Annotated in this window: 24 protein-coding genes; 8 read left to right on the top strand and 16 right to left on the bottom strand. The window is 35.0% G+C overall.

Annotation, left to right across the window (positions count from 1 at the left end):
* Positions 1 to 188: 188 nt before the first annotated feature.
* From bioA to glmM, 3 genes are all read right to left on the bottom strand, one after another.
* Positions 189 to 1,466 (bottom strand): adenosylmethionine--8-amino-7-oxononanoate transaminase, encoded by a 1,278-nt coding sequence (gene bioA / locus EZJ43_RS10205; RefSeq protein ID WP_133262611.1) that lies wholly within the window; start codon positions 1,464 to 1,466, stop codon positions 189 to 191.
* 80 nt (positions 1,467 to 1,546) lie between these two features.
* Positions 1,547 to 2,695 (bottom strand): cysteine desulfurase family protein, encoded by a 1,149-nt coding sequence (locus tag EZJ43_RS10200; protein WP_133262610.1) that lies wholly within the window; start codon positions 2,693 to 2,695, stop codon positions 1,547 to 1,549.
* Between the two features lie 77 nt (positions 2,696 to 2,772).
* Positions 2,773 to 4,161 (bottom strand): phosphoglucosamine mutase, encoded by a 1,389-nt coding sequence (gene glmM / locus EZJ43_RS10195; protein WP_133262609.1) that lies wholly within the window; start codon positions 4,159 to 4,161, stop codon positions 2,773 to 2,775.
* A 275-nt stretch (positions 4,162 to 4,436) separates the two neighbouring features.
* Here glmM and EZJ43_RS10190 point away from each other — a divergent pair, with 275 nt between their 5' ends.
* The 4 genes from EZJ43_RS10190 to EZJ43_RS17130 all read left to right on the top strand — a co-directional run bounded on the left by EZJ43_RS10190 (position 4,437) and on the right by EZJ43_RS17130 (position 6,694).
* Positions 4,437 to 5,168 carry a class I SAM-dependent methyltransferase gene (locus EZJ43_RS10190; protein ID WP_133262608.1) on the top strand — a complete coding sequence of 244 codons (732 nt, stop codon included), beginning with the start codon at positions 4,437 to 4,439 and terminating at the stop codon, positions 5,166 to 5,168.
* Positions 5,165 to 5,728: a phosphatase PAP2 family protein gene (locus EZJ43_RS10185; protein WP_133262607.1), complete on the top strand. Its 564-nt coding sequence runs from the start codon at positions 5,165 to 5,167 to the stop codon at positions 5,726 to 5,728. Before EZJ43_RS10190 ends, EZJ43_RS10185 begins: the two co-directional genes overlap by 4 nt.
* Positions 5,728 to 6,447, top strand: coding sequence for a ZIP family metal transporter (locus tag EZJ43_RS10180; protein WP_133262606.1), 720 nt, complete (start codon positions 5,728 to 5,730; stop codon positions 6,445 to 6,447). The genes EZJ43_RS10185 and EZJ43_RS10180 overlap by 1 nt, the downstream gene beginning before the upstream one ends.
* Positions 6,448 to 6,529: 82 nt before the next feature.
* Complete coding sequence (locus EZJ43_RS17130; RefSeq protein ID WP_165953135.1) at positions 6,530 to 6,694, top strand: hypothetical protein; 165 nt, start codon at positions 6,530 to 6,532, stop codon at positions 6,692 to 6,694.
* A 23-nt stretch (positions 6,695 to 6,717) separates the two neighbouring features.
* Here the strand turns inward: EZJ43_RS17130 and EZJ43_RS17125 are convergent, their stop codons facing one another.
* From EZJ43_RS17125 to EZJ43_RS10165, 4 genes are all read right to left on the bottom strand, one after another.
* On the bottom strand, positions 6,718 to 6,861 hold the full coding sequence (locus EZJ43_RS17125; RefSeq protein ID WP_165953134.1) for a DUF5522 domain-containing protein: 144 nt from the start codon (positions 6,859 to 6,861) through the stop codon (positions 6,718 to 6,720).
* A gap of 89 nt (positions 6,862 to 6,950) precedes the next feature.
* Positions 6,951 to 7,895 (bottom strand): exonuclease, encoded by a 945-nt coding sequence (locus tag EZJ43_RS10175; RefSeq protein ID WP_133262605.1) that lies wholly within the window; start codon positions 7,893 to 7,895, stop codon positions 6,951 to 6,953.
* Positions 7,896 to 7,931: 36 nt separating this feature from the next.
* The gene (gene coaE / locus EZJ43_RS10170; protein ID WP_133262604.1) at positions 7,932 to 8,543 is read right to left on the bottom strand and encodes a dephospho-CoA kinase; all 612 of its coding nucleotides are present in this window, start codon (positions 8,541 to 8,543) and stop codon (positions 7,932 to 7,934) included.
* Complete coding sequence (locus EZJ43_RS10165; RefSeq protein ID WP_133262603.1) at positions 8,543 to 9,490, bottom strand: YbbR-like domain-containing protein; 948 nt, start codon at positions 9,488 to 9,490, stop codon at positions 8,543 to 8,545. Before EZJ43_RS10165 ends, coaE begins: the two co-directional genes overlap by 1 nt.
* A 180-nt stretch (positions 9,491 to 9,670) precedes the next feature.
* Between EZJ43_RS10165 and EZJ43_RS10160 the strand changes: the two genes are divergently transcribed.
* Positions 9,671 to 10,603: a toxin-antitoxin system YwqK family antitoxin gene (locus tag EZJ43_RS10160; RefSeq protein ID WP_133262602.1), complete on the top strand. Its 933-nt coding sequence runs from the start codon at positions 9,671 to 9,673 to the stop codon at positions 10,601 to 10,603.
* A 48-nt stretch (positions 10,604 to 10,651) separates the two neighbouring features.
* On the opposite strand, the gene yajC is transcribed toward EZJ43_RS10160, so the two are convergent.
* Genes yajC through EZJ43_RS10140 form a run of 4 tightly spaced genes read right to left on the bottom strand, consistent with a single transcriptional unit; the run spans position 10,652 to position 13,541 of the window.
* Positions 10,652 to 10,966 carry a preprotein translocase subunit YajC gene (gene yajC / locus EZJ43_RS10155; RefSeq protein ID WP_133262601.1) on the bottom strand — a complete coding sequence of 105 codons (315 nt, stop codon included), beginning with the start codon at positions 10,964 to 10,966 and terminating at the stop codon, positions 10,652 to 10,654.
* Between the two features lie 47 nt (positions 10,967 to 11,013).
* On the bottom strand, positions 11,014 to 11,460 hold the full coding sequence (locus EZJ43_RS10150) for a DUF1573 domain-containing protein (protein WP_133262600.1): 447 nt from the start codon (positions 11,458 to 11,460) through the stop codon (positions 11,014 to 11,016).
* Position 11,461: 1 nt separating this feature from the next.
* Complete coding sequence (nusB, locus tag EZJ43_RS10145; protein ID WP_133262599.1) at positions 11,462 to 12,412, bottom strand: transcription antitermination factor NusB; 951 nt, start codon at positions 12,410 to 12,412, stop codon at positions 11,462 to 11,464.
* 40 nt (positions 12,413 to 12,452) lie between these two features.
* The gene (locus tag EZJ43_RS10140; protein WP_133262598.1) at positions 12,453 to 13,541 is read right to left on the bottom strand and encodes a Glu/Leu/Phe/Val family dehydrogenase; all 1,089 of its coding nucleotides are present in this window, start codon (positions 13,539 to 13,541) and stop codon (positions 12,453 to 12,455) included.
* Positions 13,542 to 13,680: 139 nt separating this feature from the next.
* Between EZJ43_RS10140 and EZJ43_RS10135 the strand changes: the two genes are divergently transcribed.
* A complete protein-coding gene (locus EZJ43_RS10135; RefSeq protein ID WP_133262597.1) occupies positions 13,681 to 15,471 on the top strand; it encodes an ABC transporter ATP-binding protein in 1,791 nt (596 codons plus the stop codon).
* 76 nt (positions 15,472 to 15,547) lie between these two features.
* On the top strand, positions 15,548 to 15,871 hold the full coding sequence (locus EZJ43_RS10130) for a DUF3276 family protein (protein WP_133262596.1): 324 nt from the start codon (positions 15,548 to 15,550) through the stop codon (positions 15,869 to 15,871).
* Between the two features lie 457 nt (positions 15,872 to 16,328).
* Here EZJ43_RS10130 and EZJ43_RS10125 read toward each other — a convergent pair whose 3' ends face one another.
* Positions 16,329 to 16,796, bottom strand: coding sequence for a DUF5362 family protein (locus EZJ43_RS10125; protein WP_133262595.1), 468 nt, complete (start codon positions 16,794 to 16,796; stop codon positions 16,329 to 16,331).
* A gap of 309 nt (positions 16,797 to 17,105) precedes the next feature.
* Here EZJ43_RS10125 and ychF point away from each other — a divergent pair, with 309 nt between their 5' ends.
* Positions 17,106 to 18,200 (top strand): redox-regulated ATPase YchF, encoded by a 1,095-nt coding sequence (ychF, locus tag EZJ43_RS10120; protein ID WP_133262594.1) that lies wholly within the window; start codon positions 17,106 to 17,108, stop codon positions 18,198 to 18,200.
* A 123-nt stretch (positions 18,201 to 18,323) separates the two neighbouring features.
* Here the strand turns inward: ychF and EZJ43_RS10115 are convergent, their stop codons facing one another.
* The 4 genes from EZJ43_RS10115 to EZJ43_RS10100 form a co-directional block, all read right to left on the bottom strand.
* Positions 18,324 to 18,938 (bottom strand): HAD hydrolase-like protein, encoded by a 615-nt coding sequence (locus EZJ43_RS10115; protein WP_133262702.1) that lies wholly within the window; start codon positions 18,936 to 18,938, stop codon positions 18,324 to 18,326.
* A gap of 10 nt (positions 18,939 to 18,948) precedes the next feature.
* Positions 18,949 to 20,325 carry a magnesium transporter gene (gene mgtE, locus EZJ43_RS10110; protein WP_133262593.1) on the bottom strand — a complete coding sequence of 459 codons (1,377 nt, stop codon included), beginning with the start codon at positions 20,323 to 20,325 and terminating at the stop codon, positions 18,949 to 18,951.
* A 168-nt stretch (positions 20,326 to 20,493) separates the two neighbouring features.
* Positions 20,494 to 21,324 (bottom strand): alpha/beta hydrolase, encoded by an 831-nt coding sequence (locus EZJ43_RS10105; RefSeq protein ID WP_133262592.1) that lies wholly within the window; start codon positions 21,322 to 21,324, stop codon positions 20,494 to 20,496.
* Positions 21,325 to 21,453: 129 nt separating this feature from the next.
* Positions 21,454 to 22,272 (bottom strand): SDR family oxidoreductase, encoded by an 819-nt coding sequence (locus tag EZJ43_RS10100; protein ID WP_133262591.1) that lies wholly within the window; start codon positions 22,270 to 22,272, stop codon positions 21,454 to 21,456.
* Between the last annotated feature and the right edge of the window lie 5 nt (positions 22,273 to 22,277).

The raw sequence follows: 22,277 nt of genomic DNA, 5'->3' as shown, positions 1-22,277 counted from the left end.
CAATTTTGTGTTTTCACTAGTGTTTATTTTTTAACTGTGTTCAAGCTAGCTTTGCTGGTCTTTTTTTGTCAAAAGAAAAAAGCCCGTCCTGCCACGGCAAGGGAAAACATTAATACAAAAGATAATCCTGTCTAGCGCTTTAGGATTCCCGCCTACGCGGGAAAGACGAAAGCCTTACAAAAACATCCCTAAACCTCCTCCAACGCTAATTTTATCGCGTCGTAAATATAATCTAACTCTGCATCGCTAATAATATATGGAGGCAAAATGTAAACTATGTTTCCTAGCGGGCGAAGAATAATGCCTTTATCTAAAAAGTACTGATAGAGCGTGTTGCGCAGGTTACTTAAATACGAAGTTTTATTACCTGTCTCCCACTCTATGGCGATAATAGTTCCTGTTTGTCTAACCGTTTTAACTTTTTTATGATGAGCAATCTGATTTCTAAAGTCTGCATGTTTTGCTTCAATCCTTTTAATATTCTGCAACGTTTCTGGTGCCAACAATATATCCAAACTGGCTAACGAAGCTACGCACGAAAGCGGATTTGCGGTAAATGAATGACCGTGATATAAGGTTTTAACTTTATCGTCACTAAAAAATGCTTCGAAAATTTTATTGGTACATGTTGTTACGCCCAATGGCATTGTTCCGCCGGTTAAGCCTTTACTTAAACAAAAAATATCGGGCTGATTTTGTAATTTTTCACAGGCAAAGTAAGTCCCAGTTCTACCAAAACCCGTCATTACCTCATCAGCAATAGTTAAAATTTCAGCGTTTTTGCAGGCTTCTAAAAGTTGATCTAAATATTTTGCTTCGTACATCAACATGCCTGCGGAGCCTAAAATTAGAGGTTCAAAAATAAAGCAGGCAACTTCCGAACTCAGATATGAGATGTGAGATGTGAGACGTGAGATGTTTTCCGCGTTGGGTAAATCGATAAATTCTACATCAAAAAGCATGCTGTTAAAAGCATCGGTAAAAATACTTCTGCCACTTACGCTCATTGCACCAAATGTATCGCCATGGTATGCGTTTTTAAAAGCTAATATTTTAGTTTTTGGTTTATCTTGATTATTCCAATACTGCAGACACATTTTCAAAGCAACTTCAACCGCTGTTGAGCCATTATCGGTGTAAAAAACTTTGTCTTGCTTGCCAGGTAATAATGGCAATAATCGTTCTGCAAGCAACACCGCCGGCTCATGTGTAAAACCAGCAAAAATTACGTGTTCTAAAATACTTAACTGTTCAGAAACTTTTTTAGCAATATGTGGGTGTGAATGACCGTGAATATTTACCCACCAAGATGAAACGGCATCAATATATTTTTTTCCATCCTCATCAAAAACATGAACACCTTCTCCCCTCACGATTGGAATGTGAGGCAGGGCATCTTTCATTTGTGTGTAAGGATGCCAAATTACTTTTCTGTCTCGTGCTGCTAAATTGGTTTGACTGCTCATTTTTGTTTTCAATATCGATGAAACAACTGCTAGAAAAGATTGACGATTGTTACTTTATACCCTAAAAATGGCTAAAATGTTTAAACTAAAGCATTCTGTTTAACCACCATTTTAACTTTCTCCACAACGTAATCTAATTCTTCTTTTGTAGTAAATTTACTGAATGAGAAGCGAACTGCAGGTCGGTTTGGATCGGCGTGAATACCATTTAACACATGCGAACCGATGTTAGAACCTGATGAACAGGCACTTCCGCCTGAGGCGCAAATTCCATTAATATCTAAGTTAAACAACAACATATCGGCCATATCCATCTCTGGAAAGGAAACATTTAATACAGTATATAAACTATTGGAGGCGTCGGTTTCGCCATTAAAACCAATACCCGGCACGGCAGCAATAAGTTCTGCCTTTAAATAATCTTTTAAGGATTGAATATGATTTTGATGTTTTTCCATGTCAGCATAAGCCAATTCTAAGGCTTTTGCTAAACCAACAATACCGTAAACATTTTCGGTGCCACCACGCATATTTCGTTCTTGCGAGCCACCATAAATCATCGGCGGAATTTTAATATTACTATTTACAAATAAAAAGCCAACGCCTTTTGGACCATGTAATTTATGCGCTGCACAAACCATAAAGTGCGCTTTCAGCTCGCGAACGTTATGTTTGTAATGTCCCATAGTTTGTACAGTATCGGCGTGATAAATTGCATTGTACTGCTCACAAATATCGCCCACCTTAATCATATCCGTAAGCGTACCCAATTCATTATTGGCGTGCATTAACGATACAAAAGTACGATCATTGTTTTGCAACAATTCTTCTAAATGATTTAAATCTACATTGCCTTTTCCATCAATATTTACAAAACTAAGCTTATCAATTTCTCCGTTTTGAAGCATGACGTTTAGCGTGTGCTCTACCGCATGATGTTCAATTTTTGATGTAATTGCATGCCTAATTTTATAAGCAGCAATACCACAACGAATTGCAGTGTTGTCTGCCTCAGTACCACCCGAAGTAAAAAATATTTCAGATGGAGAAGCATTTAATAGTCCCGAAACGGTTTTACGCGCCTTTTCCACCAAAGTTCTAACCTCCCTGCCCATTGCGTGAATTGCCGATGGATTACCGAAGTAATTCTCCATCACATTTGTCATTTCTGCAATAACTGCCGGATCTAATGGTGTTGTTGCTGCGTTGTCTAAATAAACCCTTTTCATATATTTGCTTTCACCGATTGTATAATTTTAAGCCCTAATCGCATCATATTCTTCCGCTTAATTTTGCGAAAAAACACTTAAGAGAGCTTTAAAATCTCTTTTATATCTGATATAATTTTATTGGCCAAATTTTCTGCAATAGTTTCGTTTTCAGCTTCGCTGTAAATTCTAATAATTGGCTCTGTATTCGAACGTCGTAAGTGAACCCAAGTTTTATCGAATTCAATTTTTAGCCCGTCAATTGTACTTAAAGGCTGGTTTTTATATTTCTCTTCTACTTGTTTAAGTAAATGATCAATATCCATTTCTTCGGTAAGGGTTATTTTATTTTTGGAAATATAATACTGCGGATAATTGCTTCTTAAAACTGAAATAGACTTACCAAACTTAGCAAGGTGGGTTAAAAATAGCGCAATACCAACCAAAGCATCTCTACCGTAATGCGATGCAGGATAAATAATCCCTCCATTACCTTCTCCACCAATTACCGCATTTGTAGCCTTCATTTTATTAACAACGTTTACTTCGCCAACGGCAGATGCATTATACTCAGCGCCTGCTTTCTCAGTTACATCTCTTAGTGCGCGTGTTGATGATAAATTGGAAACTGTATTTCCAGGCGTATTTTTCAACACGAAATCGGCCACAGCCACTAATGTATATTCCTCGCCAAACATACTTCCATCCTCATTTACAAAACACAAACGGTCCACATCAGGATCAACAACAATACCTAAATCGGCATTATTTTTTTGTACTTCTTTGGCAATTTCCGTTAAATTTTCTGGCAGTGGTTCTGGGTTATGCGGAAAATGACCATCTGGCGTGCAGTATAATTCTACAATTTTATTTACACCTAGCGCTTTCAATAGTGCAGGGATAAAAATACCTCCCGAAGAATTTACACAATCTATAACCACTTTAAAATCAGCGTTTCTAATCGCTTCTACATCAACTAAAGGTAAAGCCAAAACTTTGTCAATATGTTTTTGCAAATAGGTGTCATTTTTTATAACCTTTCCTAAATGGTCAACATCAGCGAAATCAAAGTCTGCACTTTCTGCCAAATCTAAAACTTCTTTGCCATCGGTATCGCTAATAAATTCGCCCTTATCATTTAAAAGTTTAAGTGCATTCCACTGTTTTGGGTTATGGCTGGCTGTTAAAATAATACCGCCTCCTGCATTTTCATCAGGCACTGCAATTTCTACCGTTGGTGTGGTGGATAATCCAAGATCGATGACTTCAATTCCCAATCCTTGCAACGTACCAATAACTAAATTATTAACCATTTCGCCCGAAATCCGCGCATCTCTACCCAAAACTATTCGTCGATTATTCGTTTTTTCGATTACCCATGCACCAAATGCAGCCGTAAATTTTACTACATCAATGGGTGTTAAGCCATTACCAGACTGACCACCTATGGTCCCTCTAATTCCCGAAATCGATTTTATTAATGTCAATGTTTGCAAAGTTTTTAGTGAGCCCAAAAATAAGAAAATTTTCAAGAGCATAGCGATATTTTAACCGCTGATGAATGTTAATTTACATAAATAATATATCCATCAACACGATATAATTAGTAGTTTTTAATGTAAAAAATCGGTAAACTAACATTCAGTTGTAAAACTTTAATTAAACGATAATTGTAAAACTTGCTTTTATATGTGCTTAATTAGATAATTTTAAAGCAATTTATCTAAGTTTGTGCTTTTCCAAAATAAAACACTGCTTTTGTATGCAACGTAAATGGTTTCAATATTGGTTTAACTCACCTTATTATCATATCCTTTATCAAAAAAGAAACAATGCAGAAGCAGAACACTTTATAGATAATTTAACTGATTTTTTAAAACCACCATTAAATAGTAGAATGCTGGATATTGCCTGTGGAAAAGGCCGACATGCCATTTATTTAAACAAAAAAGGCTTTGATGTTACTGGAATCGACTTATCTGAACAGAGCATAAATTACGCAAAAACTTTTGAGAACGATCATTTGCATTTTTTGAAGCATGATATGCGGAAATTATTTTACATCAATTATTTCGACATCGCGTTTAATCTTTTTACAAGCTTTGGTTATTTCGATACCGAAATTGAGCACGTTAATGCATTAAAATCGTTCAAAAAATCTTTAAATAAAAATGGCTTGTTAATCATCGATTATTTTAATACCGAAAAAATTGTTCGAAATTTAAACGCTGAAGAATCAAAAACCCTAAACGATATTACTTTCAATATTAGTAAAAAGGTTATGGATGGCAAAGTGATTAAAGAAATTAAATTTGAAGATGAAGGACATGCTTACAATTTTAAGGAAGAAGTGAAAGCTTTTTCGCTGGCCGACTTTGAGCGAATGTTGCATCAAGCTGGCATGGCAATTAGTAACGTATTTGGGAATTATGCGTTAGCAGATTTTAATCAAGTAACATCAGACCGATTAATTTTAATTTGCAAAAAAGTATGATAGAAAAAATACAACATTTCGATGCAAATTTATTTCTAAAAATTAATAGAGGAATGGCTAATCCATTTTTCGATTGGCTTTTACCCTTAATGCGCAATCCTTATTTTTGGGCACCATTGTACATTTTTATTATTGCATTCTGTATTATACAGTATAAAAAAACTGGCTGCTATTTAATCGCAGTGCTTTTACTTACTGTTGGGCTGAGTGATTTAACGGCATCGAGAATTATTAAACCTTTAGTAAGCAGGCCCCGACCTTGTAATGAGATCACCTTGGTTAACGATATTATGCCTAGAGTTAGGTGTGGAACGGGTTTAAGTTTTCCATCGGCCCATGCAACCAATCATTTTGCCATTGCAGTATTTTTAATTTTTGTATTTTACAGCCGTTGGAAAGCTATTTTACCAATCGGATTAGCATGGGCAGCAATTATAAGTTTTTCGCAAATTTATGTTGGGGTGCACTACCCTATTGATGTTGTTGCCGGATCACTTTTAGGCATTTGCATTGGATTAATTTGCGGAAAAATATTTAAAACTTTACAACCAGAATTTTAATGGAAGCTTGGAAATTTGCGGTACTTTTTTTCTGTGCTTTTTTAGGAGGATCGGCCATCTTCTTGGTAAAAAGTGACAAATCGAAACTCTTAAAACTGATTTTATCTTTTAGTGGCGCGTACTTATTTGCCATTACGGTGCTACACTTAATTCCGGATGCATATAGTGGGAAAGACAGCAATCAAATTGGTATTTTTATTTTAATCGGTTTTTTACTGCAAATAGTACTCGAGCAGTTTTCTGAAGGTGTAGAGCATGGGCACATTCACAAACACCACGATGGGCATGTTTTTCCTTACGGGATTATGATTAGTCTTTGTTTACACGCGTTTTTAGAAGGCATGCCTTTGGCCAAGGATCAACATAATGAACTGATTTTCGGAATCTCATTGCATCACATCCCTGCTGCGTTTGCGCTAGCGAGCATATTGGTGCAAAATAACTTTAAAAAAGGTAGTGTTGTTTTGTATCTACTCTTATTTGCGATTATGGCACCACTTGGTTTTTACGTAAGTATTGGTTTAAGTAACGGAAGTATTGGCGGTATTGATGCGTATTTTAATAAAATAATGGGCATTGTAATTGGTATTTTCTTACACATTTCTACCACCATTTTATTCGAATCGAGTGCCGATCATAAAATAAATGCACGTAAAATGATTGCCGTTTTATTGGGTATTGGCGTTGCACTTATTGGCTTTTTTACAGGAGGGCATTAACTTTATTAAATTTGTGGCGTAAAGTGACCTCTTTTTAATCTGTTTTTTTTTTGAAAGTTTTTAGTAACTTAGGGAGTATATTTTGGTTGATTCAGCGTGTATTTCTGTAGAGGCTTTCCACATCAATAAAAAACAAAATTGGGAGTTGAAAGAATATGATCAGTTACAGCAAGAATTAAGCTTTGTGAACTTTGGATTGGAGATTTCGTTAGCTGAAATTTATAATAATGTTGATTTTCAAGACTAAAAGAGCGATTTTTCTGGATCAAATTATTTCGTTTCTTTCTTTTTTCCATAACCCCACGGACAGTGCTTGCATTTATTTTTACAACAATAGCCCCGTTTTAAATGATAAGCTTCGGTAAATACCATAAATCCATCTGCATTAAAATAAAAATCTTCTCCTTCTTTCATGTTTAATTATTGGGGATTGAATTTTAAATGACCTATCAGTTCCTTCATTCCGTATAGAGATGCTTTTCGAACAAATTCACGCATTCATTTTATGGGTTAAGTATTTTCACTGTTAACCTATCTTTAAAATATTCTTTCAGCGGTTTTCCATCTCCATGCAAAGTCCAAACTTGTTTGGGGTCCACTTTATCAATCGTTTTTAATACGGCATTCCAATCTGCATGATCGGATATATATAGCGAAATTCCATTTTGTTGTTGCAGGTTTTTCCAGCCAGAGGCAAATACACGAATTACATTTATTGCTTTGTGATAACTGTGAAAAACCATTGGTGGCACGATGTAAACTTGTTGTTCTTGGTTATTTTTCATCGCTTTGCGATCGTATAATTTGTAATTGCCCAACTGCACGCCATATTGTTCATATATCTTTACAAAAGGTAAAATACTATGATGTACCATAATGGTTTTATCGGAACAGTTTTCGTTTAACAAATGAATAATGCGCTGACTTTTACCTAAAGCATACGCACCGAGCATAATATTTGAGCGCGTTTCATTAAACTTTTTAATTTCATCAATCGACGAAGGGTGTATCGTTTCAGGATTGGCAAATGTACTTTCGGTAATTAAAACATCGGCATTTACAAACTCAAATGGTTCGCAAGTAGGGTCAAATTCTATTTTATAATCGCCAGTATATAAATACTTTACACCTTGGTACACCATAAGTACTTGACTAGAACCCAAAATATGTCCGGCTGGATAAAATGAAATTTCAACTTCTTTTATTTTAAAAACTTCTTTATAACCTTTTAAATGAAAATCGACAGCGGCAAATTTTCTATACCGGTGTTGCATAAATGTTGCTGTAGGTTTGGTGCAATAAACGTTCTCACTTCCACCAATTGCATGGTCGCCGTGCGCATGAGAAACCACAGCTTGTTTAACTGCTTGTTGCGGATCCAAATAAAAATCGCCATAAACGCAGTACAATCCTGCTGGCGTAATCGTAATAAAATCGTCTAAAATCATTCTTAGGATATAAATTGGCTAGCCACAATGTAAAGTTTAAAGATTTCTTTGAGCACTTGCTTTTGCTAAAAAGTGATTGTGCAAAGCAAAAACCTGTTCAATAATGGCATTTTTTTCATCATTTACAATAAAGTGTACGGCCAATTTAGCTTTTTCCTCATCGCTAAACTGTTTATCCATTCTTGCTTTAACTTGCGCTTCGGTTACGCCATCTCGTTCCATTACTCTTTGTAATCTCAATTCAATCGGCGCCGTTACCAAAATGGTCGTATCGCACATCGTGTACGATTTACTTTCGAAAAGCAAAGCAGCCTCTTTTAAAGTATATGGCACCGTGTTGGGCATTGAATTTCCCCAATCATTAAAGGCCCTAAATACTGCGGGGTGAACAAGTGCATTTAGCTTTGCAAGTTCTGCTTCGTTATTAAAAACAATGTTTGCAATGTGTTTATTATTTAATTTACCATTTGCAAAATAGCTTTCTGCCCCAAAAGTGGCTTCAATGCCGTTAATTAGTACATCATCTTTTACCATGATTTCTTTAGCCACCGTATCTGCATAAAACACAGGAATGCCCAAAACCTCGAAAACCTTACAAACCGTGGTTTTTCCGCTACCAATACCACCTGTTATTCCTACTTTAAACATTATTTATCTACTAAAAAATCAACTTTTGATGGTACAATACTAACTAATTTACAATAGGCCGGAAATTGAAGCACCTTAACTGTGAGTTTTGAATGGCCAAAATTTTGCCACTCTTGAACATCAACACTCGCCTCAATAAAATCTTCGTCTATTTGACTGAAGTTGCTCAGCGCCACAACAAAAGTTACCTTAACTTTATTAGGATAAAGCTTAATATTGTTGTAACTATAATTATTTAAAATTTTAATCGGCACTTCCAATGTCTTTTCGGTAAACTCATCAACAGGAAGCGTAACCTGAACAGAAGATGGAAATATACTCACATTCTTTAACGTGCTGTGTTGCATTGCTATACGTTTAGTTATATTACCTGATACACCAACTATTTTTAAAGTATCTGTTGGCCAATCTGTTATTTTCTCCAATTCTTCTAACGGACCCGAAATAGTTACAAACTTTGGTACCATTTTTATTTCGCTCGAAAGATCAAATTGCTTAACAAAGCCAACTTTCCTAATCAGCCGAATGGGTACGCGTTTTACCGTTCGCTTCGAAAAATCGAAATATAATGTGTCTGGTATTAACGATATTACTTTTTGCCTACTGTCTAACTGCTTATTTATACTGCTTAATTGATCAGACGAAATGATAAAGTTTTTGGTATTAAGCTGATTTAGACTTAAAATAATAGATTGTGGATTGATACGCAACCTAGAAAATAGCAATTGCCAACCTGTACCCTCAACTTTTAAGTTAACGGTATCAGATTGCAGTGGATTAAACGCTCGCTTTTGAGGAAAATCTTTATAAATCAGCACCGTTTTGGCTGTGTAAATATATTTATTCTTCAATGCCAAAAAAAGCCAAGCACCAATAGCAAACAATAGGCATGCTAAAAAGGTAAATACCCTGCGTTTCTCTAATTTTGTAAGTTTAATAAATGGCATAAAAAAATAAAATAACCGATTTTTGGGCTAAACTGCGCCTAAAATATAGGATTCGATCAAATGTAGTAAAAGTAAAGTAAGGCGATAAGGAATTAAATCATTATTAACGGTTTATTAATTTTACCTGTTCAATTTGCATCATCTAAAATTATATATATTTGTGAATAAAAATACTCTTGAATGAAAAAACATTACTTATTAGTGGCTTTATTACTCGCCTGTTTATGTACATCTGCGCAAAAACGCCAAAATGTATATTATATTAAAGATGACGTTATTACAAAAGATAAGGCGAATGCTGATTATCGACGCGTCATCGCAGAGCCCGATTCTGGTTCTATACTATTCAATTTATCTGAATTTTACATGAATGACAATCAAAAGACGATAGGACAACTTTCAAGATATGAGCCTACTTTAGTTTATGAAGGAATAGTTAAAAAATTTGATGAGCAAGGGGTTTTAACAGAGGAAGTTAATTATGTGGGAGGAAGACCTAACGGTGAAGATCGTACTTTCTATAGAAATGGAAAAATAAAATCCGTCAGTATCATCAGTTATGATTTGAAAAAGAACTTTTCGAGCAAAATTATTAGCTACTTCGATTCGCTAGGAAACCAAACCGTTAAAGACGGCACAGGATATTTTAAAGAGGAAACCAAAGAGAAATTGGAAGAGGGAAATTATGTTAATAGTGTTCAGGATGGGTTATGGAAAGGAAGATTTGATAAAGGAACTTATGAAGAAGTTTTTAAAGATGGAAAATTTATATCTGGAATATCAACCTCAAACGACGGGAAAACTCACAAATATAAAACCGAAGGTGCTCCGCCAACTTATGCCGGTGGTAGGGATTTATTTTATGAACTTCTACGTCAAATTAGATTTGCAGATGATTTTGTTATACCCAAGGAAAGTAAAAAATTATATCTCCAATTCGTGGTAGATACTGACGGCGCTATAAAGGAGATTATATTTCCAGATAATGTTGATAATGTTATAAAAAAAGAGATAGTGAGGGTATTTAATAAATCAGGTTATTGGCATCCTGGAATACAACATGGGATAGCTGTAAAAGTAAAGTTTGGTATTTCTATAACTTTAGCTGAATAAAAAAGCTACTTGATTGCTCAAGTAGCTTTTTAAAAAATATTATTAAAATTATGCTTTTGGCGCTAATGCTTTTGTTGCATCTAAAGAAACTGCAGTTTTATCGAAACGGATTTTAGTTCCACCTTCTACTTCAATTAAAAAAGTAGTATCGTTAGAATCGAATATACGACCGTGAATACCCGCAGTAGTTACAATTTTATCGCCTTTCTTTAAATCATCTACCAATTTTTTATGGTCTTTTGCTTTTTTAACTTGCGGACGAATCATAAAAAAGTAGAATACGATTACGATTGCACCCATCATGATTAGCATCTTCGGATCAAAACCGCCTGCCGCTGCTTGCAAAATTATTGTTGTTGTCATGTTTTTTCTATTTTATATTGAATTTTTATATGCTTTTTTAAGATAAATTAATTCTTCTCTACAACTTCGCCAACTAAGTGAACCATACTTTGTGATGGATTTGCATTTGAAGTAATGGTAATTACTTTATCTTGAATGCCCATTTTACCTTGGCTACTAAATATAACTTTAACAGTGCCTTCTCCGCCTGGTAAAATAGGTTCTTTTGGCACTTCGGGCATTGTGCAGCCACAAGTTGCAATTGCTTCTGTAATAATTAGCGGTGTTTTACCTTTATTGATGAATTTAAAATCGTGTTGAACTTTTTCGCCCTCTACAATTTTACCAAAATCGAAAACTTCTCTTTCAAAAGCAATTATTGGCGCATCTGCGGATGGAATTATAGCTTTTTTTTCATTTCCTACGGATACATTTGGCGCTTTTGCACCGTTATTGGCATTGTGGCAAGCTATTAATGTAACAGCACAAATGGCAATAATAATTAAATTCTTCATATTAATCTTCTATCAGTCCTCTACCAATTTTTTTAAGCGTGTTGTTCTTTTTAAGATCGCCTAAAATTTTATCTAAAATACCGTTAATAAACGAATTACTTTTCGGTGTACTGTAATCTTTTGACAGTTCTAAGTATTCGTTTATGGTAACTTTAACAGGAATTGAAGGGAAATTAAGTAATTCGCAAATTGCCATTTTCATTAAAATGGTATCCATTAAAGCAATTCTTTCCGATTCCCAGTTTTTGGTTCTCTCGGCGATCATTTCTTGATATTTTGCGTCGTTTTGCAAAGTATAAATAAACAAATCTTGCACAAATTTGCTATCTTCTACCCAATCGGCACTAATTTCAGTCAGCTTATTTTTAAAAGGATCTTCCGAAGTGAAATTCTTTAGCGTTTTTGCTACCATTCCTTTCATCACTTCGTTATCTACCTGCCAATTGATAAACTTTTCTTCAAACACTTGAAGAACGGTTTGATTTTTTAGCAAGATTTTACGAAAAATGTATTTGATGATATCTTTTGAAGATTCAAGACTATCATTTTCATCAGCTAAATAAGTTGCATATTCTTTTGATGCTTTTAATGCATTATAAACTGTTTTACGGATTTCTGGATCAAAACCCCAGCTTACATCATACTTTTTTATGGCCGAAACATAATCAGGGTTTTGTTGCAACATTACACTAAACTTGTTGTGCAACAACTTCATGTTCGGGTTTAAATCATCAGCAGATTTAATATGCTTGTTTGCACGTTCGGCAGCATCATTAGCCGTAAACTCGGTAACCTCTACCATTAACGATAGCATCCAAATGTACATTTCATAAACACTATCAATGCTTTGCATTAAGGTTTTTAACTCGCCTTTAATGTCTTTTTTGTTTGTAAGATGCCAAGCAAATATGTTTTGCAAAGCTTTAATTCTTAAGTGCCTTCTATTTAACATGAATGTAAGAACGATGTGGCTGTTAGCCTTTTTTAATTATTTAATAAGTTGAGTTAATTTTCTTTATATCAGCAATCCGTTTTTCTGCAATTCGGTTTGCTGCAATATTTGTAGCAATATTTTCTGCTTTGCTTAATTTAATTACATTTCTGGTAGCTTCATAAATGTTTTCGGTAAGCTGTACCGTTCTTTTTTTGCTAAAACCTGTCAATTCTGAATAGCAAGCAATTAAACCACCTGCATTTATAACGTAATCGGGCGCAAATAAAATCCCTTTTTTCAATAATAATTCACTGTCTGCTATTTCATCTTTCAATTGATTATTTGCAGAACCTGCAATAATAGCGAACTTCATTTTTGCAATCGTTTTACTGTTTACCGTTGCTCCCATTGCGCAGGGTGCGTAAACATCAGCAGCAATACCGAAAATTTTATCGGCATCAATTGGTTTGGCTTTATATTTTTTAGCAACATACGTTAATTGCTCTTGGTTAATATCGCTAATTAACACTTCAGCATTTTCTTTTCTTAGTAATGCTACTAAATGCTCACCCACATTCCCAATTCCTTGTACAACAATGGTTCTGCCTGCAAGCATATCCGTACCAAAAACTTCTTTTACGCTTGCTTTTATGCCTAAATACACACCTTGAGCAGTAAATGGAGCAGGATTTCCGGCACCGCCCAGCGATTCGGGCACACCTGTAACATGGCTAGTTTCCATGCGGATAAACTCCATATCTCTGGTATTGGTGCCCATTTCTTCGGCAGTTATAAATTCACCGTTTAGGTTTTTTATAAATTTACCGTAGCTGCGCATCAAGGCTTCAGTCTTGTCTTTTCTCGAATCGCCAATAATTACACCTTTGCCACCTCCTAAATTTAAACCTGTAATAGCTGCTTTATAAGTCATCCCTCTCGATAAACGCAACGCATCTTGCAAAGCTTCACCTTCGGTGGCGTAACTCCACATCCTTGTACCGCCCAATGCTGGGCCCAGTGTGGTATCGTGTATGGCAATAATTGCTTTTAAACCAGAATCAGCATCATTGCAAAAAACCAACTTTTTGTGCCCATAGGCACTCAATTGATTTAATATTGAATAGTCTGAATTAGAATTTGTAGGCATAATATTAAGTATTCTTAACGGCGCAAAATTAAAATAAAAAAACCACTTATACACGATTTTAGTATAACAATAATAAAATTACAGTTCTATTAAACAATTTGTTGGCTGAAGCTATACAAATTATATAAGTTTGTACAGTATGAAACATTTACGTTATCTAAATAAATACTTTTATAAATACAAATGGAGAATTATCCCGGGCATCATTTTCGTGGTTATCTCTAATATTTTTGCCGTAATACCAGCGCAGGTAATTGGCTATGCTTTCGATTTAATTACCGAAAATATCCAGGTTTATACACTTTTTAATGGCTTTAACCGTCAAGAAATCATCTATGATATTTTTAGCAAAACACTTTTATTTTTCGGTACTTTAGTTATTAGTTTGTATATTTTGCGTGGCTTATTTTTATTTTTAATGCGTCAAACCATCATATTAATGTCGAGACATATTGAGTTTGACATGAAAAATGATATTTATCAGCATTACCAGCGATTAAGTTTAGGTTTTTACAGGCGAAACAACACCGGCGATTTAATGGCCCGTGCAACGGAAGATGTAAATAGAGTACGTATGTATGTTGGCCCTGCTATTATGTACACCATTAATACGTTTGTACTTTCGCTTCTTATCATCACATCGATGTTTAATGTAAATGCAAAACTGGCCATATTTTGTTTACTGCCACTCCCCTTATTAGTGGTGATTATTTATTATGTAAATACGCTAATTTTTAAAAAGAGTGGTAGAATACAAGAACGCTTATCCGATTTATCCAGCTTTGTACAAGAGCGTTTTTCAGGTATTAGAATTATAAAATCTTACGTGCGTGAAGATCATACCCGTGATACTTTTAAAATTCAGAGCAATGAATATAAGGAAGATTCGATGAGCCTAGTTAAGGTATCGGCACTTTTTTACCCAACCATGCTTTTGTTAATTGGCATGAGTACGATATTAACGATATATGTAGGTGGAATTCAAGTTATAAATGGCAGTATAACGGCGGGTAACATTGCCGAATTTATCATTTATATTACGCAGTTAACTTTTCCGGTAACCATGTTGGGTTGGGTTACATCACTTATTCAAAGGGCAGCCGCTTCGCAAGAAAGGATTAATGAATTTTTACATATTGCGCCCGATATTCAATCTGGCAAGCAAAGTGAGGTAGAACTTACAGGGAACATTAAATTTGAGCACGTAAATTTTACTTATCCGGATACGGGAATAAAAGCGCTGACGGATATAAATTTTGAGATTAAAAGTGGAGAATTTGTTGCGATTATTGGTAAAACGGGTTCGGGAAAATCTACTTTAGCCAATTTAATTATGAGAATGTATGATGTGGATAACGGAAAAATTAAAGTTGATGGTTATACATTGCCTGAGCTTAATCTTAGTAATTACCGCAACCAAATCGGGTTTGTGCCGCAAGAAGTTTTCCTATTTTCAGATTCGATTAAAAACAACATTGCTTTTGGTTTAGATAGCGTAACAGATGAAGCGGTGTACGATGCCGCCAAAAGTGCTTCAGTTTACCATAACATTATGAATTTTGAACTCAGATTCGAAACCATGCTTGGCGAACGCGGAATTACTCTGTCGGGCGGACAAAAACAACGTGTTTCTATTGCTAGAGCGTTAATAAAATCGCCAAAAGTGCTTATTTTCGACGATTGCCTTTCGGCTGTTGATACTAAAACGGAAGAGGAAATTTTGCAGAACTTGGGCAAAATAATGAAGGATAAAACAAGTATCCTTATTGCACATAGAATATCGACCATAAAAAATGCTGATAAAATTATAGTGTTGGATGAAGGGAAAATTGTAGAACAAGGCACACATAATGAGCTACTTAAACTAGGTGGACGTTATACCGATTTGTATAATAACCAGTTATTGGAAGAAGAAAGCAACGTGTTTTAATTTATGCTTTTTATATTTTGAACTTTAAATATTTGCTTTATATTTACCGAAACCAAAATCAACACTAATACCAACCATGGGAGAATTTGACAACAAAGAGAGAGAAGAAGTTTATTCGAAGAAAGTAAGGGCAGGTAAAAGAACTTATTTCTTCGATGTTAAAGCAACTCGTTCGGGTGATTATTACCTGACAATTACCGAGAGCAAGAAAAGATTAGAAGACGGTGTCTTTGTGAAGCACAAAATCTTTTTGTATAAAGAAGATTTTGAAAAATTTACTGAAGGTTTAACTGAAACTGTGGATTATATCAAAACAAACCAAGATGTTGTTGAAAAGCGCTACGAATATTCTGAAAATAGCGAGCATACTACAAAACCAAACGACGATTTTTCTTTTTAAATGTTAATAAATTAAATACCAAGCCTTCGATTTTTATCGAGGGCTTTTTTTATGCCTGCGCTTTTGTATTTACAGCGAACACATCGCTTAAGAAAATTAGATCAAAAAGCATCCTAAGTTTGAAAAAGAGTGCTTCTGATGTTTTAAGGATAGTTATTGTATTTTTAAATGCGCCAATAGGTGATTAAATTTTTTAATGATTGCGCTTATTAACTTAAGTTCGATAATTTTTTGGATGAAGATAATTCTCCACTAGCCTTACACTTAGGGTTATGGTACTGCTATCGCGCCTTTTAGGGATTAGCATATTTCTTGCTGTAAAGTCCCTGTCCCGATGCATCGGGACAGGGTGACGGCCGCGCTAACCAAAAACGGAATTTAGCCTCTCGAAAGTAATATTTAGTTATCAAGCTCCACTTATTAACTACTTAACCCACGAAAGCACACATTTAAATAATTACATTTTCAACAACCCTGCTCCCATTACTAAAACGAAAATAAAATAAGTAGCAACCAGTACAATAGTAAGGATACCCATAAACTTGAAAAGTGATTTTATGCTTAAAAAAGCTTCGTTCAAACTTGCCTGATCGCCAAATAAAACACCCTGCTTACCTTTATTTGCAAACTTATAAAGCAAAATACTCGGGTAAAAATAAAGTAACCCCATTAATAGGTAAAAAATAGTAACCCCCAAACCGCCAGCACTTGCTAAAGGCCCTAACTGCGCTTGCATTTTAGGATCGGCATTAATTAAGGCACCAATGCCGAAAGAACCAATTAACAGAAATATAGAAACAACAATGCCCACAATAGCCAAAAGTTTACACCATTTCGTTGCGTCGTAAATGTAACTCCTCATTTCTTCGGTAACTACTAATTTAACTTCAGATGGCTGCGTAACTTCTTGATCAAAATTTTCCATAAGGACAAAAATATAAATTTGCGCTAAACTACCACAAAATATCTGCAATGGCATAAACCTTAACATTAAATAAGATTTTAAAACCTTATCTTTGCAAACTTTGGAACTAGATATGAGTTTTGAGTGATGAGTGATGAGTTGAAATAGCGAATTGGAAATAGCACTTCTATTTTGAATCAAACATGTATTTTTAACACGCAAAGGATAACTAGTAACTGACAACTGTTAACTTACAACTGACAACCGGTAACTAATAACTCACAACCCGTAACAAAAATAAAAGAATTGAAAACGTATAATAATATATAAATGGCATTACAATGTGGTATTGTAGGTTTACCAAATGTTGGGAAATCTACTCTTTTTAACTGTTTATCAAACGCAAAGGCACAGGCTGCTAACTTTCCGTTTTGTACGATTGAGCCAAATATTGGTGTAATAACCGTACCGGATGATCGCTTAACAAAACTAGCTGAATTGGTGAAACCGAATAAGGTACAACCCAATACGATAGAAATTGTAGATATAGCAGGCTTGGTTAAAGGCGCTTCAAAAGGTGAAGGTTTAGGCAATCAATTTTTAGGGAATATCCGTGCTACTAATGCAATTATTCATGTTTTGCGTTGCTTTGATGATGGTAACGTAATTCACGTTGATGGTTCTGTTGATCCGATAAGAGATAAAGAAATTATTGATACCGAATTACAACTTAAAGATTTAGATACCGTTGATAAACGTATTCAGAAGGTTGAAAAAATGGCTAAAACGGATAAAGATGCTAAACGTACTTTCGAAATTTTAAACTTAGTTAAAGCGCACTTAGAAAACGGAAAATCGATTCGTACAGCAAACTTACCTCAAGATGATTTCGATTATATTGAAGATTTAGGTTTACTTACTCAAAAGCCAGTAATGTATGTTTGTAATGTTGATGAGGCATCGGTTGTTGCAGGCAATAAATATGTTGATTTAGTAAAAGCAAGTGTTGGTGATGAAAAAGCAGAGGTTTTGGTGATTTCTGCGAAAATCGAATCAGAAATTGCAGAATTGGAAAGTTATGAAGAGCGTCAGGAATTTTTGGCCGATTTAGGGTTAGATGAATCTGGTGTAAATAAACTGATTCGCACAGCTTATAAATTATTAAACTTATACACTTATTTTACTGCAGGTGTACAAGAAGTTAGGGCTTGGACAATAACTAAAGGCTTCACTGCGCCACAAGCAGCGGGCGTAATCCATACCGATTTTGAAAAAGGTTTTATCCGTGCTGAAGTGATTAAATACATTGATTTTGTAACTTTAGGCTCAGAAAACGCTTGTAAAGAAGTTGGCAAATTAGGCGTAGAAGGAAAAACTTACGTTGTCGAAGATGGAGATATTATGCATTTCCGTTTTAACGTTTAATCCCTAAATCCCCTAAAGGGGACTTTGAAAAGCATAAAGCTACCTGAAAGGGTGGCTTTTTTTATGCCTTAGTTACCGAGAGAATTATTTATATATACAGAATAGTTTTTCCAAAGAAGTCAATTAAAGTTCTAACCCAAAGCCTTTCAATTGACTTTTAGTATCCTCGTAATCTACATGGTGAATGCCTTTTAAACCAAGACTTTCGGCAATTTGCACAAACAGCATTCTGTCATCGATATAAATACTGGTCTCTAAATCACTTTGTGAAATATCAATAGCCACTTTAAAAATATCGGCATCGGGTTTACGAAAATGAACAAAACTCGAAGAAACGAAAAAATCGATAAAGTCGGTTAATTTAAAAGTTGCAATTCTGTATTGATTGAGTTCTCTGCCTTCGTTGCTAATTACCGCGACTTTAAGATTGTATTTTTGTTTCAATTTACACACCAAATCAATCATATTTTGATAGGGTAACGATTTGCTAAACATGAAATTTTTAAAATCGTTAATCGTAAAACTTCGTTCTTCATAAAAAACAATTCGCTCCAAATACTCATCGAGCGTAATTTTGCCCACTTCATAAGTATCAAAAGTTAAATGATGTCTTTCTTCAACATCTTTCACGCTTAAATTAAACAATTTACATGCCTCTGCCCTCGCTAAATGATCCCATCCATTGGTTAAAAGCACGCCACCGATGTCGGTAAAAAGCGTCGTAATTTTCTTTTTCATCATTTTATTTTTAGAGTAAAACGCCTTTTAAAATCAAAAGTGCAATGCTAAAATAGATCACAATACCTGTAACATCAACCATCGTGGCCACAAAAGGCGCCGAAGAAGTTGCTGGGTCGAGTTTAAGTTTTTTCATAATTATGGGCATCATTGAGCCGATTAAACTTCCCCAAAGTACAATGCCAATTAAAGTAAAAAATATCGTTAAAGCAATTAAAAACCAATGCTCGCCGTAATTGTACAAATGTAAATTTTGCCATATCGCAATGCGGATGAAACCAATTGTGCCTAAAATTAAACCCAATAAAGTTCCAGAAAACAATTCTCTTTTCATCACATTCCACCACGAAGTAATGGTTACTTCGCCAAGCGCCATTGCTTGAATAATTAGTGTTGATGCCTGAGAGCCACTATTTCCGCCACTGCTCATAATTAAAGGAATAAATAAGGATAGCACAACCGCTTTTTCCAGTTCAATTTCGAAATGTTGCATAGCTGTTGCAGTAAGCATTTCGCCTAAAAAAAGTACCACTAACCAGCTGGCTCTTTTTTTAACTAACTTTAATATCGGGATATCGAGATAAGGTTCATCTAAAGCCTCAGTTCCACCAAATTTCTGCATGTCTTCGGTGTATTCTTCATGCGCAATCCATAAAATATCATCCACCGTAACGATACCCAACAACACTTTATTTTCATCAATAACAGGCAGTGCAACCCTATTATTCATTCTAAAAATATTAATGGCTTCTTCTTGCGGATCGTTTGCACCTAAAAAGATGTAGCGTTTATCGGTAAGTTCACCTATTATAGAATCTGGATCGGCTAATAAAACCTCTCTAATTCTAATATCATCAATTAGTACACCGTCCTTATCGATAACGTAAATAACATCAATGGTTTCTGAGTTTTTTCCGTAGCGCCTAATGTGTGCCAAAACCCTTGCAATACTCCATTCTGGCTTTACGGCAATGTAATCGGGCGTCATTAATCGCCCAACACTATCTTCTTTGTAACCCAATAAAGAAAGCGATTCTTTACGCTCTTCTGGCGGAAGAAGTGAAATCATTTTTTTTACAACATCACCTTTCAATTCGGTAAATAATGCCGTACGATCATCTGGAGGAAGATCTTTTATGATTTGATTAAGTTTATTGCCAGATAGTTTTTTTATAATTCTTTCCTGTGTAGGGAAGTCTAGAATTCTGAAAACGTTTACCGCTCTATTTACAGATAAGGTTTCGATAAATTTGGCAGCATGCTGTGGAAGTTCATCTATTAATTCTTCAACATCAGAAATATTTAGTTGATCTAAGTACTTTTTTAAAGCCTTATCATTATCCTGATCCAATAACCCGAGGATATCTTCTACAACCAATTCTTCCATAACTAAAAAATGTACTTACGACATAAAAAACCTCATTTTAACAGGTTGCAAAAGTGCAGTTTTATTTTTACAAAAGCCAATATTCCAGTATAAATAAAAAGTAGTTTTGTACTTCATTATAGCTGCATAATATTTTATTTTCAATTATCGTAAAACGGAATAAAAATACTACTCATTAACGAAAGAAACGATTTTCGCATACAATTTATTGCAACCAAAAATCATTTGGGTAATCATCGGCACATGGCTTTTACCCTTAACTTCTACAATTTCTGACGGTACATGATTTGCCTTTAAAATTTGATTTAACCTTGGGGTTTGAATTTTAATGGCATCATAGGTTTTTGCACCGTAAAAAAGTAAATGAGGATTTTTAATATTATCTACATAAGTAAGTGGCGAACCTTTCTTCCAATTTGCGGGATCATTGGTAAATGTTCTTAAAAAATTAGTGTACGAATCGTCTTTCTCTGCTTTTGTTAAATATTCGTACATATCCAACCCGAAAGGATCGTTTAGAATAACACCTTTAACTGGGTTTTTTATGCCAATATTTTTAAAATATTTAGGATCGGCGTTAATTAACTCCGCTAAATGCGCACCAGCAGAGTGCCCCATTAAAAATATTTTTTCACCACTTCCCTTATAATTTGCAATATTTTCTTGCACCCATTTCACAGCAGAAGCACAATCTGTCGCCATTTTTTCATAGCCTGCATTTGGTGCCAATGGATAATTAATAATCACCGTTACCACACCTTTTCTCGCAAAATTTCGCCCTAGCCACCAATAGGTTTCCTTTTTTCCGGTACTCCAAGAGCCACCGTGAATGAAAATAATTACAGGTTTGTTTTTTATAGAGTCGTTTTTGTAATAGATATTTAGCGTATTGCTAACCTCATCATTACCGAGGTAATTGAGGTTTTTGGCGGTTTTAACCTGAGCGGACGTAACTAAAAATGGGAATAGAAGAATAATGAAAAGGATCTTTTTGTACATAAAAATGTTTGTGTTTATTTACACCTAATTAACGGAATTGTTTATGCTTTGGATTTTGACGTAGTAAAACTACTGCATTAAAATTCTAAATGCGCTAAATATCATCGGCGCAAATTCTTGTACTACTTTTTAAACTTCAAGTAGCGGATTTTTTTCCTTTGCGAATAATTCGAATACTTTTTTATCGGTAAATTTCGGGAACAGTTTATTCATCCAAACGGCTAATTTACCTTGTCCGGTCATAATTAGCGTTCGTTTTCGGTTTTCAATTCCATCGGCAATATTGCTGGCAACCGCTTCTGATGTCATCATTTTACCTTCTTCCATGCTGGTTTCGCCATGTGCAATACCATCTTTAGCCAGCGCCGCAACGCGGATATTTGAAGTTGTAAAACCCGGACAGGCCAAAAGCACATTAACGCCAGTTTTTAAAAGTTCGGTACGGAGCGATTCTATAAAACCATTCATCGCAAATTTAGAAGCAGAATAGCCCGTTCTGCCGGGTAAACCGCGATAGCCGGCGATAGAAGATACCGCCACAATACTGCCTTTGGTTTTTAAAATCTCTGGCAATGCATATTTTGTGCAATAAACTGCTCCCCAAAAATTAACATCCATTAAATTTTTAAGTACGGCTAAATCTACATCTTTAAACAAAGCCCGCATAGAAAGTCCGGCATTATTTACTAAAATATCAATTTGGTTAAAAGACGCCATTGCGTGCTTTATAATCAGCTCGCAGTCTGTTTCTCTACTTACATCTGCCTGTACGGCAACTGCTCTAATACCATATTTTTGCTCTAAATCGGCCGTTATTTCACAAAGGGTAACATATTGGCGTGCTGCTAAAACTAAATTTGCACCTCTTTTAGCAAATTCTTCGGCACAAGCTTTACCAATGCCACTCGATGCGCCAGTTACAATTATCACTTTATTTTTTAAATTCATTTAGG

This window comes from Pedobacter changchengzhani, assembly GCF_004354365.1.
Lineage (GTDB): Bacteria > Bacteroidota > Bacteroidia > Sphingobacteriales > Sphingobacteriaceae > Pedobacter > Pedobacter changchengzhani.
The sequence above is the reverse complement of the archived record's forward strand: the minus strand, read 5'-3'. Positions and strand labels throughout refer to the sequence as shown.

What these genes read in the sequence shown, in the direction of transcription:
- EZJ43_RS10115 (WP_133262702.1), bottom strand. Translation starts at nt 18,938, where the DNA reads ATGAAAAAGAAAATTACGACGCTTTTTACCGACATCGGTGGCGTGCTT.
- EZJ43_RS10150 (WP_133262600.1), bottom strand. Translation starts at nt 11,460, where the DNA reads ATGAAGAATTTAATTATTATTGCCATTTGTGCTGTTACATTAATAGCT.
- EZJ43_RS17125 (WP_165953134.1), bottom strand. Translation starts at nt 6,861, where the DNA reads ATGAAAGAAGGAGAAGATTTTTATTTTAATGCAGATGGATTTATGGTA.
- EZJ43_RS10160 (WP_133262602.1), top strand. Translation starts at nt 9,671, where the DNA reads ATGAAAAAACATTACTTATTAGTGGCTTTATTACTCGCCTGTTTATGT.
- mgtE (WP_133262593.1), bottom strand. Translation starts at nt 20,325, where the DNA reads ATGGAAGAATTGGTTGTAGAAGATATCCTCGGGTTATTGGATCAGGAT.
- nusB (WP_133262599.1), bottom strand. Translation starts at nt 12,412, where the DNA reads ATGTTAAATAGAAGGCACTTAAGAATTAAAGCTTTGCAAAACATATTT.
- EZJ43_RS10140 (WP_133262598.1), bottom strand. Translation starts at nt 13,541, where the DNA reads ATGCCTACAAATTCTAATTCAGACTATTCAATATTAAATCAATTGAGT.
- EZJ43_RS10190 (WP_133262608.1), top strand. Translation starts at nt 4,437, where the DNA reads ATGCAACGTAAATGGTTTCAATATTGGTTTAACTCACCTTATTATCAT.
- yajC (WP_133262601.1), bottom strand. Translation starts at nt 10,966, where the DNA reads ATGACAACAACAATAATTTTGCAAGCAGCGGCAGGCGGTTTTGATCCG.
- EZJ43_RS10130 (WP_133262596.1), top strand. Translation starts at nt 15,548, where the DNA reads ATGGGAGAATTTGACAACAAAGAGAGAGAAGAAGTTTATTCGAAGAAA.
- EZJ43_RS10200 (WP_133262610.1), bottom strand. Translation starts at nt 2,695, where the DNA reads ATGAAAAGGGTTTATTTAGACAACGCAGCAACAACACCATTAGATCCG.
- ychF (WP_133262594.1), top strand. Translation starts at nt 17,106, where the DNA reads ATGGCATTACAATGTGGTATTGTAGGTTTACCAAATGTTGGGAAATCT.
- EZJ43_RS10180 (WP_133262606.1), top strand. Translation starts at nt 5,728, where the DNA reads ATGGAAGCTTGGAAATTTGCGGTACTTTTTTTCTGTGCTTTTTTAGGA.
- EZJ43_RS10125 (WP_133262595.1), bottom strand. Translation starts at nt 16,796, where the DNA reads ATGGAAAATTTTGATCAAGAAGTTACGCAGCCATCTGAAGTTAAATTA.
- EZJ43_RS10175 (WP_133262605.1), bottom strand. Translation starts at nt 7,895, where the DNA reads ATGATTTTAGACGATTTTATTACGATTACGCCAGCAGGATTGTACTGC.
- bioA (WP_133262611.1), bottom strand. Translation starts at nt 1,466, where the DNA reads ATGAGCAGTCAAACCAATTTAGCAGCACGAGACAGAAAAGTAATTTGG.
- coaE (WP_133262604.1), bottom strand. Translation starts at nt 8,543, where the DNA reads ATGTTTAAAGTAGGAATAACAGGTGGTATTGGTAGCGGAAAAACCACG.
- EZJ43_RS10105 (WP_133262592.1), bottom strand. Translation starts at nt 21,324, where the DNA reads ATGTACAAAAAGATCCTTTTCATTATTCTTCTATTCCCATTTTTAGTT.
- EZJ43_RS10165 (WP_133262603.1), bottom strand. Translation starts at nt 9,490, where the DNA reads ATGCCATTTATTAAACTTACAAAATTAGAGAAACGCAGGGTATTTACC.
- EZJ43_RS10100 (WP_133262591.1), bottom strand. Translation starts at nt 22,272, where the DNA reads ATGAATTTAAAAAATAAAGTGATAATTGTAACTGGCGCATCGAGTGGC.
- EZJ43_RS10185 (WP_133262607.1), top strand. Translation starts at nt 5,165, where the DNA reads ATGATAGAAAAAATACAACATTTCGATGCAAATTTATTTCTAAAAATT.
- EZJ43_RS10135 (WP_133262597.1), top strand. Translation starts at nt 13,681, where the DNA reads ATGAAACATTTACGTTATCTAAATAAATACTTTTATAAATACAAATGG.